Source organism: Amygdalobacter nucleatus (assembly GCF_029167365.1).
Classification (GTDB): Bacteria; Bacillota; Clostridia; order Saccharofermentanales; family Fastidiosipilaceae; genus Amygdalobacter; species Amygdalobacter nucleatus.
On record NZ_JARFNM010000001.1, the window covers coordinates 31,364 to 44,945 of the forward strand.

12 protein-coding genes are annotated in these 13,582 nt (G+C 42.1%); 2 read left to right on the forward strand and 10 right to left on the reverse strand.

All coding sequences use genetic code 11. The features are described 5' to 3' along the window. The first annotated feature begins 315 nt into the window (after positions 1-315). Both PYS62_RS00170 and PYS62_RS00175 read left to right on the forward strand, forming a co-directional pair. Positions 316-576, forward strand: coding sequence for a hypothetical protein (locus tag PYS62_RS00170; RefSeq protein WP_315574100.1), 261 nt, complete (start codon positions 316-318; stop codon positions 574-576). 69 nt (positions 577-645) lie between these two features. Next, on the forward strand, positions 646-1,251 hold the full coding sequence (locus PYS62_RS00175) for a hypothetical protein (RefSeq protein WP_066714162.1): 606 nt from the start codon (positions 646-648) through the stop codon (positions 1,249-1,251). A 243-nt stretch (positions 1,252-1,494) separates the two neighbouring features. Here PYS62_RS00175 and PYS62_RS00180 read toward each other — a convergent pair whose 3' ends face one another. The 10 genes from PYS62_RS00180 to PYS62_RS00225 all read right to left on the reverse strand — a co-directional run bounded on the left by PYS62_RS00180 (position 1,495) and on the right by PYS62_RS00225 (position 13,417). After that, on the reverse strand, positions 1,495-2,196 hold the full coding sequence (locus PYS62_RS00180; protein ID WP_066714160.1) for an MgtC/SapB family protein: 702 nt from the start codon (positions 2,194-2,196) through the stop codon (positions 1,495-1,497). 60 nt (positions 2,197-2,256) lie between these two features. Then, positions 2,257-3,000, reverse strand: coding sequence for a phosphatase (locus tag PYS62_RS00185; protein ID WP_066714158.1), 744 nt, complete (start codon positions 2,998-3,000; stop codon positions 2,257-2,259). A gap of 41 nt (positions 3,001-3,041) precedes the next feature. Then, entirely contained in the window at positions 3,042-4,157 is a 1,116-nt protein-coding gene (locus tag PYS62_RS00190) for an ABC transporter ATP-binding protein (protein WP_066714155.1), read from the reverse strand. Position 4,158: 1 nt separating this feature from the next. Next, positions 4,159-5,958 carry an ABC transporter permease gene (locus PYS62_RS00195; RefSeq protein ID WP_066714153.1) on the reverse strand — a complete coding sequence of 600 codons (1,800 nt, stop codon included), beginning with the start codon at positions 5,956-5,958 and terminating at the stop codon, positions 4,159-4,161. 101 nt (positions 5,959-6,059) lie between these two features. Continuing rightward, complete coding sequence (locus PYS62_RS00200) at positions 6,060-7,277, reverse strand: ABC transporter substrate-binding protein (RefSeq protein ID WP_066714152.1); 1,218 nt, start codon at positions 7,275-7,277, stop codon at positions 6,060-6,062. A 297-nt stretch (positions 7,278-7,574) separates the two neighbouring features. After that, on the reverse strand, positions 7,575-8,339 hold the full coding sequence (locus tag PYS62_RS00205) for a response regulator transcription factor (RefSeq protein ID WP_066714151.1): 765 nt from the start codon (positions 8,337-8,339) through the stop codon (positions 7,575-7,577). Further along, positions 8,339-10,027: a sensor histidine kinase gene (locus tag PYS62_RS00210; RefSeq protein WP_066714150.1), complete on the reverse strand. Its 1,689-nt coding sequence runs from the start codon at positions 10,025-10,027 to the stop codon at positions 8,339-8,341. Before PYS62_RS00210 ends, PYS62_RS00205 begins: the two co-directional genes overlap by 1 nt. Then, on the reverse strand, positions 10,027-10,518 hold the full coding sequence (locus PYS62_RS00215; protein ID WP_066714148.1) for a hypothetical protein: 492 nt from the start codon (positions 10,516-10,518) through the stop codon (positions 10,027-10,029). The genes PYS62_RS00210 and PYS62_RS00215 overlap by 1 nt, the downstream gene beginning before the upstream one ends. 14 nt (positions 10,519-10,532) lie before the next feature. Beyond that, positions 10,533-12,200: a THUMP domain-containing class I SAM-dependent RNA methyltransferase gene (locus tag PYS62_RS00220; protein WP_066714146.1), complete on the reverse strand. Its 1,668-nt coding sequence runs from the start codon at positions 12,198-12,200 to the stop codon at positions 10,533-10,535. A gap of 20 nt (positions 12,201-12,220) precedes the next feature. Then, entirely contained in the window at positions 12,221-13,417 is a 1,197-nt protein-coding gene (locus PYS62_RS00225; protein ID WP_066714144.1) for a MalY/PatB family protein, read from the reverse strand. Positions 13,418-13,582: the final 165 nt, after the last annotated feature.

The window sequence follows — 13,582 nt, forward strand, 5'->3', positions numbered from 1 at the left end:
CTAGGGCTCGGAGACACAGTGGAAATTGTATTATTGAAAGCCTTTTCATACTCTTTAAGCGAAAACATGATTTCAGCAAAGGGTATTTTTTCTCCAAATAACATATTTTTCATGCGTGAATAGATAGTGTAAACTAAGTTGGTGTAAAAAAGGAAAGCCAAGATGACCCTTTCAGTTATAATAAAAATGCAAATAAACAAACTGGAGGACCAAAATGGCTCAAATTAATATTACACTAGAAACGGAATTACTTAAAGCCCTATTCATAAGAAACCATGAAGAAGCCATGAAAAAATTACTAAACAAGAGGCAAAATTGACAAAAAAGAGAGTTTTTAGCCCTGAATTCTCGCATGTCTACAAATTGTTTACTTATCTCAACTGTCAAACCTCCGTAAGGATACTGGGGTCAATATTGATAGATGAAAATGAAAAATGGTCACAGAGAAAATATCTAGATACGAATGTTCTAAAGAAATTTGAACTAGAAGGATTAGTCGAAGTAACTGAGAAACAGTTAGCAACACTAGAAGTTAAAAGCCAAGGCGACGTTATCGCCCAATTGCTTATTAACTGAAAGGAATTTACACCAACTTTCTTGACACAACCGCTCTAAGCTAACAAAATATATAAAGAAGGTGATATTATGCAAAAATACGTTCGTATCTGCATTCTAACAAGTCTCTGCTTGACTTTGGCAAGTTGTAGCAGTCAAGCGCCCAAGAAGTCAATTAACACCATCAGCGAAGCTAGCGAAAGTAAACCGCTTTTAACATCTACCGTTACTACAGATAGCCCCAATCAAGAAAGTCAGCCAGCTACAAGCACAGAAGCAAATAAGGCCCTTAAACCAATTGACGCAGCCAAACTCACCGAGTTCTTCAATGCCCTCTCTAACTTACACACTGGCACGGCTGGTTGCAGCCTACAAATCGCAGGCACGGCAGCTACATGGCTGAATGAGCTTTGCACAAGCGAGATAGATTACACCAACCTTGAAGAAGCATTCAGCGCATACTTAAGCCAGCTTAAACCTGAACAGAAAGAGACTCTCACAACTAGCTATGAGCTCCTAACTGACTATGCCGACAAGCTAGTTACTAACGACAAAGACGTCCTTGCGCTAGCTAAAGATGGTGGTGTCGAACTAAATTCCCAAGCGGTCAAAGAAACTTACTGGCAAAAAGTCAAAGCCGCCATTAATGATGTGTTAAAAGCGCAAAAACTAACCTCGCCTAAAGAAGCGAACTAATAATGCCTAAATGATAAAGCTAGCAACGCCCAAAGAAGCAAACTAGCAATTACAAGTATGTACAAAAAGTCACCTACATGAAATGATTTTCAAAATAGGTGACTTTCAAATATAAATAACTTCTCAAATATAGCTCACTATATAGCGCATTACCTGGCACTTAATGAGCGCTTCGCACCTGGCACTTAACAAGCACTCGTATCTGGCGTTTAATAAGCACATCAGATTGGCGCTCTAATGATTCTATATACCCTCGTAATATTGCACACCCTCTGCCTGCTGCAGGAACTCAATAAGCATTGGTCGCTGCTTGTAATTATCTAACTCCACGGACAAGGTCACCCAAACCGTGCCCTTTTGCCAAGAACTGTCGGCAATTTCCAGTTGGTGATAGCGCATATTTTCTTTACGCAATTTGGCAAAAATGGCATGCAAATTAGCCGCTGACTCTAGCTCAAGATAGAGCGTGAAATAGCGGGAGAAACGCTGGATTTTGTTTTCAAGCAAATTGAGCACCGTATAGATGAAAATTGCAAAGAACAAGGCTAAAAGTGCCAGCCAAAGATAGCCAATACCGATGGAAAGGCCCGCACAAGCACAAGTCCACAAGCCCGCTGCTGTCGTTAAACCACGCACAACGTTTTTACCGGTGACGATAATCGTGCCAACGCCGAGGAAACCTATGCCACTTACAACCTGCGCGCTCAAACGGTTCATATCAGCTTTAGCCGTTGGGAAAGTATGGAAAATGTACTCACTCACCACCATAATTATAGCTGCACCTAGGCAAACTAGAGCATGTGTCTTAATACCAGCACCACGATTTTTAAGTTCACGGTCCAGGCCGATCACTACACCGATAATCACAGCAATCGTTAAGCGCAAGAAGACAGCCTCCGGCGTCCACATCTGCACAATCTCTTCAATATGATAAAACAGCTGCATAATTATTCTCCTTGCTTATTAATCTTTTAATTCTAACTCATTTAATTAGCCCTGGCTTACTTAATTAGCTCTAACTTGTTCAATTAGCTCTGGCTTATTTAGCACACGCTTCAAGCCCGCCAAGCTGCTATTCAACAGCAAACGTTCAGGCAAATGCTCCTCTTTGACAATCTGTAAGACACGTTCAAAGCGGCCAATGTACGACTCATGATGCGCATCTGAGCCCAGAATTAGCGGCCAGTCATGTTTGATACTGTAAAAAATCAACTTGGCCATGTTTTCGCTAACCTGCCCAGCTCGAACAGAAGCTGGATCAAGCGAAGATTCATTAAGCTCCAAAGCAACTTTATATTGCTTCGCAGCCAACACAAGTTGTTCATAGTCTACAGGATATGTGCTATCGTCAGGATGTCCAATTATTTTAACATATGGATTTCGCATTGCGCCAATATAAGCCTGCATATTTTCTTCTAGCGTGCCACTAGGCAAAGCCCATTGGTGCAAACTCGCAATAGCATAATCCACTCGTTCTAGTGGCTTGCCAGTTAAATCAATATGTCCCTCGTAGTCCAAAATTGCAGCCTCGACGCCACAGAGCACATACATGCCCTCATACTGCCTCGGAAAAATCCTAAAATGCTGAAAATACAGAGCATCGGGCCCGCCTTTGATACTCGGGCCATGATCTGAAAAGCCATAAGCAGCGAGGCCTAAGGCTTTCGCTGCTTGAATATTTTCTTTGGGGGTACTATACGCATGTCCACTCATCAAAGTGTGCGTATGCAAATCAAATAAAATTTTCATATTTTTCCTTTTATACTAACTTCTTTCAGATTATAGCAGTCTTAAATTACACTTAAACGACCAGAAGCTAAGAACTTTTCACTTACTTTATCAAAGATGAGGATCTTGTCTTTTCTAAAGTCTAAGTTCACCATTTCATCGGCATTGAAGTCAACGCTGCCAAAGACAACTGACGAAACTAATTGGTCTTGTACTTTCAGTTTAACTGTCGTCTCCATACCAGTTGGCAAGGTTGCATAAACTACGGCTTTTAGCTTGCTGTCTTCTGTAATTGCCACATGCTCAGGGCGAATAGCGACAATTATTTCTTCGTCTAATTCAGGCAAAGCTTCGGCGCTCATGAACTTGAGTGCATTACCTGCAAAATCAAGTACGGCCTCTTTGTCCTGCTGTTCTTTGACCGTTAGATGCAAAAGGTTGATGGCAGGGTTGCCCATGAAATCAGCGACAAAGACGTTGCTCGGGCGATTGTAAATTTCAAGTGGTGGCGCATACTGCTGCAAAACGCCTTTTTTCATCAGGCAGACTTTGCTCGACAAGGTCATGGCCTCCAGCTGATCGTGTGTAACATAGATAAATGTCGAATCAGTATCGATATGGAGGCGCTTAAGCTCGGTGCGCATTTCGCCACGCAATTTCGCGTCCAAGTTCGATAACGGCTCATCCATGAACAGAACTTGTGGCCGTGGGGCTAAGGTTCTGGCAATAGCGACACGCTGCTGTTGGCCGCCTGATAATTCAGCTGGATAGCGCTCAGCAAATTGCTCAATTTGAAGCATTTTGAGTAATTCCGCTACTCGCTTCTCAATATCGGCCTTGGACCATTTGAGATTCTCTAGGCCGAAAGCGATATTTTTGTAGACTGTCATGTGCGGCCAGAGGGCATAGTTCTGGAACAAGAAGCCAATGTCACGCTTGTCTGGGGACACGTTGATGCCTTCATCGGCTGAGAAGACGACTTTGCCATTAATCGTGATTGTACCAGCTGTCGGAGTTTCCAAGCCTGCAATCATTCTCAAAGTGGTTGTTTTGCCACAGCCAGATGGGCCTAACAAAGTGACAAAGGCACGATTCTCAATTGTCATATTCAAATTTTCAACAGCTACGAAGCCGTTAGGGAACTTTTTGGTAACGTTACGCAAAATAATTTCTGGCATCTTAATTTCCTCCTAAACCTTTGTCAATTGATGCACCAGTTATCTTATTAACTGAGAAATTAACAACTAAAACGAGAATAATAATCAACAAGTTAATGGCGTTTCCGTACTGGCTGGCACCTTTTTCACTGTAAGCCATCAAAATTGTGGTTAATGTCTGCGTCTTAGCACTGACTAACATGACGAACAGTGACAACTCACGCATACATGACACAAATGGCAATAGGAAGCCTGAGATGATAGCTGCTTTTTGAATTGGCATGATGATTTTTAGCATGCGTTTTGGCCATGACACGCCGTAAACTAAAGCCGCTTCCTCAATTTCTTTGGATAACTGCAGCATTGAGTTGATGCCAGAACGGGAGGCAAACGGCAGATATTTGACCGTACCAACTAAGATTAAGAGCCAGAAAGAGTTCGCCAAGAATGAGAATTGGCTAGAAATGGCGAGGTAGATGGCACTGAAAGCCATGGATGGGATTAAGTAAGGGAAGAATGACAAACCACTTACATAATTAGCCAATTTGGTGTTCTTCTTACGAACTACTGCATAACCGATGATTAAGCCGCTAGAACCAGCTAAGAGAGCGCAGATAAAGGACAAGAGCAAGGAGTTTTTGCCTGCTTTCCACACTAAGCTATCTAACAAAATACCCGTGCTGCCGCCAGCCAAACTGGTAACTGAGCCTTGACCACCGATCCAATAGTTCAATGTCATGTTGGACAAGGAGTAGTCACCAGCTTTGATTAAGACTGACTCTAAAGCGAAAGAAATTAACGGCATGACGCAGATGAAGACCATCAAGATGCACAGGATAACGGAAATGATATATTTGCCGGCTTTCAAATCAACTAACGAAATCTGGGAAGATTTACCCGTAACTGTCGTGTAAGATTGGCGCTTGCCAACGAGCAAATTGTTCAAAAGCAAGACAAACGAACCGCTTGCCACCATGAACATAGCAATGATGTAGGCTTGTCCGACAGCCGTTGTCTGCAACATTTTCATTTTGGTTGTCAAAACAAAGAAGTTGACAGGTGAACCCAAATAAACAGGCACGGCGTAGGAGCCCATGACGCTGGCAAAGACGAGCAAGAAGGTGGACAAAACAGCTGGTTTCACAATTGGCAAGGTGATGGCTTGGAAAATACGCCATCTAGGTGTCTTCAACACAGTTGCTGCCTCTTCCAAATTGGCATCCATATTACGCAAGATACCGCCGATAAAGATGTAAGCAAAAGGCGCATAGTGTAAGCCACTCACGATAACTAACGGGAATAGGCCATAGACGAACCAGGTTGGAGCTGACCAGCCTGTCAAAGAGTAGACAAAGCCAGCTACACCAATGCCGACATTAGGGTTTCTAAACATGTTGATCCAGAACAAAGCCAAAGTCCACGATGGCAAAATGTAAGGGAAAACAAAGGCTGCTGAAATCCATTTTTTGGCCTTGAGGTTGCTTCTTGTCATCAGCCAAGCTACAGAGCCGCCGAATACTAAAGCTAACACAGCAGATAGTATTGAATATAGCAAAGAGTTGACTAAGGGGCGATAGAAGTTAATTAAGCTGTATTTGTTCGCTTTTGTGAACAGCAATTTTTGCCAGCTTCTCAAGCTGAGCATGCCTTTCTTCAAGTCACTAAAAATAGCTGCATCTGTCGCATTGATGACAAATGAGTTATAGACTAGTTCAATCAACGGGTAAAGTGTCAATAAGGTCAATGCCACTGCAAAAAATACGAGAATGACATTGGCCGGCTGACTAAAAAAAGCCTTGAGGCGATGTGTTCGCTTATGCATAATTTATTGATTGCCTACCTTTCTAGCTAAAATTGGGTATAAAAAGGCAGGTAGGAGCTAAGCTCAGGCCTAAATCCCCACCTGCGTCCACTTAAAACTACTTATTTTTGATAGGCTGCAGCCATTGTGATGAAGTCTAAGACACCACTGGCATAAGCTTGTTGTAAGTATTCAGGGTCCTCAACGATGAGTTTCTCTTTCCAGAAATCAAGGTTCTTGTCGCCCTTCAAGCTTTCAATTGTGCTATTACCAGAATAAGTACCAATATCCTTGGCCTTGGTGTGGAAAGCTGCCTCGAAGCCCTCTTTGGACATCATGAAGTTGATGAACAATCTAGCTGTGTATGGGCGGTCGGTGCTGCTGATGATTTGCATGTACATTGGGTACATAAAGCCGCTTAATGGTTGTATAGCCTGTTCAGACAAAGCGCTGACTGTCAATTTCTCTTGGTTGACGCTATCGTCACGCAACTTGGAGAAAACGATCAAGCCGTAGTTGTTGCCGTTGCCGTTTGACAAGTCTGTTGCAATATCGCCATCGCCTGTACCGTAGCTAACGTTTGGCAAGAAAGCTTTGATGAATTGGTAACCAGCGTTCTGGCAATCCTCGTCCAACTTAATATCTTTCTTGTAGTATTCTTTGTAAGCTGCTTGTAATTTCTCGGCATTTTCCGGCTTTGTCAACATAGCTAAAAAGTTCTTGTTGACTGATTCTTTACTCAAGTCCTTGATAAAGATTTTGCCCTTGTATTCAGGCTCTGTCAGTTGCCAAATGTTGCTGACACCCTTAGCGCCGTCTTGGTTGTTGTAAATAAATAATTTGTTGTAATAGTAGCAAACTAACGGGTTCTGTTCGTCGGCCTTGATTTTGTCTTTCAAGTCTTTTGGCACATAGTTAATGACGTAATTGTAGTTGCGCATCTGTGTCTGGAACAAGTAAGCATCCTGTAGCAAAGCTACGTCTGCTGTGGCTGCTTTGGCCTCAAGTTCAGTTGTCAATTTGGTGTACAAGTCTTGACCACTTTCATGGTAAACTTCACCCTTGATGCCGTATGCTTCGGTGAAAGCTTTCATGGCTTTCTCTAAGCGGCTGGTTGGTGCATAGACCATAAACTCACCAGCATTCTCAGCCTTGGCTTCTTTCTGAGCAGCTTTAACTAATTCATCTAGGCTCATATCATCGCCAGGATGTTTCTCTGTTGTGGTTGTGGTTGTCGTAGCAGGCTTAGATGCTGCAGCATCCTTCGTGCTATTTTTTTGGCAAGCGGCTAAGCTGGCAATCATTGTCAAGCTTAGTAAGGCGCCCATGATCCGTTTCATTCTTCTGTCCTCTATTCTTTCTTTTTGTTCAGTGCAATAACTGTCGTTGTTGTTTCTAGTATAGGAAAGCGCTTAAAGAAATGCGGTGAAAATTTTGACGCTTTTCTTAGCAAAATTGACATGATTTTAGCTCGTATTGCCAATTTAAGCAAATTATCGATTCGATTTTTATGCTAATTGCACAAATGATTGCTTAAGGGTATGGGTTGGGAGCGTTGCTGAGTTGCTGCCGAGGAGTTGTCGAGAAGTTGCCGAGGGTCTCTCGCAACTTGAAAGACTCGATGGCGTGTCTTTTTCTCAGAGTGTCTTTTGCGAACTTTGATAATCTTTGGGGCTTAGGCCTTTAATCTTTTTGAAAATCTGCGAAAAATAATTGCTGTCGTTAATGCCGCAAGCTAGGGCTACTTCGTTGATCCGCATGTCGCTGTTACGTAACAATTTGGACGCAATATGAATGCGATAATGCGCCAAATATTGGCCAAAGGTATAGCCTGTTTCTTTCTTAAAAGTACGGCAAAAATAAGCGTCACTGATGTTTAGATGCTCAGCTACACTCGTATTGGTGATTTCTTCTTTGTAATGCTGTTTGACGTACTGCACCGCCTGCTGAATCAAACTATTTTTGAACTTAATGTCATAGGCCGTATCGCCGTTTAAGTCCAACTCGTTTTTTTCGACCAAATGCAATTTGACTTTGACTTTGTTGATGCAGCGCTCCAAATCCTCTTGCATAAAAGGTTTCAACAGGTAGTCGATGACGTCCAATTTGATGGCCCGATAGACATAGGAAAAGTTCTGATGCGAAGTCAAAAACAAATACTCTAACTCTAAATTCTCTAAGTTGAGTTTCTCGACCATCTCTAGGCCGCTCATCAATGGCATTTCAATATCCACAATGACGAGCTGCGGACGAGTTGTTTTGATAACCTCGATACCTTGCACGCCATTTTCAGCTTCACCGACAATCTCACAGCCTAGTGCCTCCCAATTTGTCGCATTGATAATGCCTTTACGCACATAATATTCATCTTCCACTACGACAATTTTCAGTTTTTCAGACATTAATCAAGCTCCTTTTCGGCCGGAATTGTAACTGTTACGGTTAAGCCAGCGGTATTCTTTAAGTCTAGGCCATATTTTTCGCCATAAGTTAAAGCAATTCTTCTAGCTACATTATACAGGCCTAAATGCGTGGTTAGGTTTTCTTCCTTCTGCAAATTGTTTTTAAGGCGCTTGAGCACCGTTTCACTCATGCCTGGGCCGTTATCATGGCAAGCAATTTCAATGTTAGGGCCAACTTGTTTGACTTTTATCTCTAAAATCGTCACTGCTTGGCTCTGGCGGCCGTATTTGAGGGCATTTTCGATAATTGGCTGAATCAGCAATTTGGGCAAAACATAGTCTTCTACGCTTTCATCCATCGCAATTTCGTACTTAAATGAGTCTCGGAAGCGAATTTTGACAATCTCCAAATAAAGCCTTATGTACTGCAAATCTTCGCCGATGGTCACTTTTTCATTGGGGCTATGGGTGTTGTAGCGCAACAATTTGGCTAAGTTCATGACCATTTTCTCAGCTAGATCTGGGGACAAACGGCACATGTAGTAGATGTTGTCTAGCGTATTAAATAAGAAATGGTTCGTAAATTGGCTGCCTAATTGCTTAATCTGTTCGTCGGCAACTATGCGCTCTAGCTCCGCATTCTCCTGCATTTGACGTTTCAAGCTCTGCATCATGGCTTGATAGCCTTTGCCGATAGCCTGCATCTCTAGGCTGCTATCGATGGCTAGTTTGTAGTCTAAGTTGCCCTGTTCAGCTTCGTTGAACGCTGTCTGTACATGCGCAATATCACGTGTAAATTCAGCTGCCAGCAGACGAGAGTTTTTTTTACTTAAAGCGTAGAGCAAGCTGAAAAGTATTAAGCTCGTCAAGGCAATTACTAAAAGCAGCATCACGATCAAGCTGACATTCCAAACTGTATATAAATAAAGTTCATCGGTAAACAAAGCGCTATTGACCACGTAATAAAGCTGTTTGTTGGCAAAATAGAAGCCTTGTTTGTTACGCAAAGCTTCGGGCAATTGCGAAATGGCGTCCAAAATATGGCTGCCGTTAGGCGCTAAAGCCCAATAGTCTTCGTGGACAAGCAAATTGTACATAGGTTCTGCTGCCAGGCTTTTGGCAAAGTTGTTTGCTCTTATTTTGAGTAAAGCTTTACATTGGCTTGTGTTGTCGGCATAGGCTAACCAGAGAGCTGGCTCTATTCCCCTAGAAACAGCTATGACTAAGCTATTTGGCTTAATGTTAGTAGGCTTGATTAGCTGCCACTGTCTCGCTAAAGTCGTAGCTTCATCTTCGCTTAAATCCATCAGGTTGCTTAAGTAAGGGCGGCCTGTTTCGTCCAAAAAGAACAAGTCTGCCTTGACCTCCTGCTTTGTTACAATATGGCTGTATTTCTCTAAAACATAATGCTGAAAGGTGGTCGACAAGTTAGTCAGGTTGCCGCTATTAAAGTCAGAGGCAAATTGCAATAGTTCGCCATAGTCCTGTATGACCTTCTGTAAATCGGCTGATGTTTGCTTATGCAGGCTCTGGCTGCGCTTAATTCCCCAGCCAAAGATGATGATTGTTACGGTCAAAAGCAAAAACATGACTATTTCAATCAGGCGATGAAAGATCTGCTTGGACAGGCGACGTTCAAGCTGGACGTTTAAGGGTAGTATTCTCCTAGTGACTTGTTGTTCGCTCATTACTTCACCATATTCATTCTGGAATTAGCAAGTTGACTATTCAGCATATATTTGCCCTTACCTTTGCCAGAGACTGGGAAAATAAACTTATATTCATGCATAAATTTAAGGACATAGCGAGCTTTCGATTTCTCACAACCTAAAATGTCCATAACTTCTTTAGTACTAATAACTTGCATTAGAGCCACATTTCTAATGATTTTTTCTGTATCTTTTAGCAATTTAAAAGATACCTTTTCATTGCCCTCTAATTTACGTAATTGATCCAACAAATTTTTTTGGCCATTTGGCGTGTCTTCCCCCTGAATCGACGCGCTGTGACGTTCCAACGATGCACTCTTTATTACTGTTTTCAAAATAAACGTACTTGTATCAAAAACTGGATCTGGTAAACCTTGCGCCTCTAATTCTTGGCACACAGACCTAACATGGAGGCTTTTCCTATCAAAGGTTTGTCTTTCATCCATGCCGAGCAATTCTTCTATTGTCATATCATTTCTCCGCCCTATTCATGCCTGAAATACTGATACAAAGTACAAGCCAGCATGCCGTTATACAACTTACGGCGCTTATCGGCTTTAACACCAAGCTCTTTTTCAAGCGCAGGATGACTAGTAATTAACGAAAAACGATATTTAGGCTTGAGCTTACTCGTTGACTTAAACTTCTTCTCTTTCTCTAACGATTTAGCTTGCTTCCCTTGCACAAAACAAAGATTTCTAAAAGCCAAATGCAAAGCTTTAACTTCTTTCTCCGTGCCTAAGCGTTCACCGTAAGGTGGATTTGCCAAAATTAAGACTCGCTCGGCCTGATCTAACTCAGGGAATGGCAAATTGGCGGTCTTAGCATAACTATGCAAATTGGCGCACGCAAAATTAATCAAATCTGCAACATGAGCGCGCGTAGCATTTTGCTTGGCCTGCAAAATAGCTTTTGGCTCAATATCAGCGCCAAACAAACGGTCTTTAACCGCTAAAAGTTCTGCTTTTAGCGCTGGATTATACACAAGTGACTTTGCTTTTAGTTCTGCACGCAACTTAGTAAAGACTTCTTTGCCAACTATTTGCATACTCTCAGCTGAAAAGACTCGCTCTATACCAGGAGCAGTGTTGGTCATTAGCAAAGCTGCCTCGATCAAAAAAGTACCTGAACCGCAGACTGGATCGAATAATAATTCACCATGCTCTAAACAATTTTGCGTAAAATGCGCATAGTACAAAATCGCAGCTGCCAAAGTTTCTCTAATTGGCGCTGGGTGATTGAGTGGCCGATAGCCACGCTTGTACAACGGAAAACCACTTGTATCCAAATCTAAGCTAAATTCATCTTTATTTAGGCCAAATTTCAGGCGATTAATCCCTATATTGCGATTTTCCTGCCAAATGCCATCTACATACCATTCTTCTCGCTTCGGGCTATAATTGGCCAAACGCTTGATGATGGCTTTCTTAATCAAACCCTGCAGAGCTGGCACGCTGTGCAATTTTGAATCGTGGCTATAACCCACAACTTCCAAGAAATAGCCAGCGTCAAGATATGCTTCGAAATTAAAATCCTCTAAAGTGTTGAATAAAGTCGTGAAATCAGTGCAAGTAAAATTAACTAACGAAATAAGCACCCGCTCAGCTGTTCTTAAGCTCAAATTAAGTAAGGCAACTGTCTCAGCAAGTTCAGTTCTCGGCACATAAAGCGATACAAGGCCGTCATGAGCCTTGACTCTATCTTCACTAAAGCCTAACTCGAACAACTCCTCTTTACACGCACTCTCTAAGCCAAGCAAAGTTGGCATGCGTAGGCAGGCTAAATTGGCAGCATTAGTTGACATAGTTGCATCAACTAAATTCGCTGTATCAACTAACTTGACTGTATGAATAGCCTTGGCATTATTGACTAATTTAACTGTATTGGCTGACTTATCTTTCAACGCAACTTTGTCCGCCGCTTTGACTTTGCGCACAACCTTCGGCCACACTATATTGCCAGACTCAGATTGTAATTTCATTGCAGCTTTGCTCGTGTTTTTAGCCTCAGCTTTAGCTTTGACGTCTTTATCTACGCCTGCCTCAACTTCAGCTTTTACGCCTTTCTCGTAGCCTGCCTCGGCTTTGGATTTGTTATTAGCTGTAAATATAGTCTCAGTCTGCTTAAGTTGCTGCCTAAACTTCATTTCCATAAGTCAGTCACTCATTTCTTCTAATCTACGCTGTGCAAATAAGGGCTGATACGCTCGGAAAATGCCTGTAAACAAGCTTTCAATTCTTCAGTTGGCATCGCAAAATTCAAGCGGAAATAGTAAGAACCTGCCTCACCAAAACTAACACCATCTTCAACAAAGAAACAGATAGCCATGAAAACAGCCTTAATCTGTTCACGATCGACATGTAATTTTTCACAATTGACCCAGGCCAAGAAAGAAGCTTGTGTTGGCATCACTTCAAAACGGCTATCAAGTTCACTGAAGAAATCCACTAACAATTTATAATTCGTCTGCAAAACTTGTAAAACAGCTTCACGCCAATTATCTGCCTTGGTATAAGCAATCTCAGTAGCATACATGCCCAAAATATTGGCTGCCTGTATACCTGAAGCTTCTAGTTCAGCTTGGAACTTTTCTCTTAAATCACTTCTTGGAATTAACACGTTAGAGCTCTGCAAACCAGCAATATTGAACGCTTTGGCAGCAGATGTAAGCACGATTGCCTTTTCATCAAAATCAGCTAAGGCTTTGAAATACATCGTCTGTTCATTGCCTGGCAAGGTCAAATCAGCATGAATCTCATCGCTCACAACTAAGCAATCATATTCTTTGGCTAACTTAGCTAAGCGCTGCAAATCAGAAGCAGTCCAAACACGCCCAGATGGGTTGTGTGGATTACAGAGAAAAATCATCTTCACTGCATGCGTCTCTAACAAAGACTCCAAATTGGCAAAATCAAAGTGATACAGGCCATCTTGTGCTATCTCAAGTGGGCAATCAACTAGCTTACGGCCTTGCTCCCTAATCACCTGATAAAAGCGCGGATAGACAGGGGTAAACACTAAAACGCCATCGCCAACTTGGGTAAAAGCTCTAACGCAAGCTGATAAAGCTGGGACTAAACCTGGCGTACTTACGATCCATTCAGGCTCGATGCAAACCTTGTGCCATTTTTCTAAGAAGTTACAAACAGCCTGCTTGTAACTTTCAGTCATTGCGCTATATCCCAATACATTGTGTGAAACGAAATCAATTAACGCCGTTCTTATCTCAGGTGCTAAATCAAAATCCATATCAGCAACGGTCATCGGATATAGCTTATCTGAAAGAGGGTCTATTTCTTCCGGCACAATCGCCCATTTGCGTGAGCCAATTTTGCGCCTGTCGCTGATGCTCGTAAAATCGTAATTCATGTTTATCCTTCTAGTTTTGCCCGTGTTCTGACAGCCTTAATCTTGCTCTTAATTAAATAAAAAGACTAAGCTGTTTGGCAAAACAACCTAGTCTTGATATTAATAGCTAAACAAATTCTTGTCTAGTCAAGAAAAACTGTGATTTGGCAACTTTTTCATTACAAA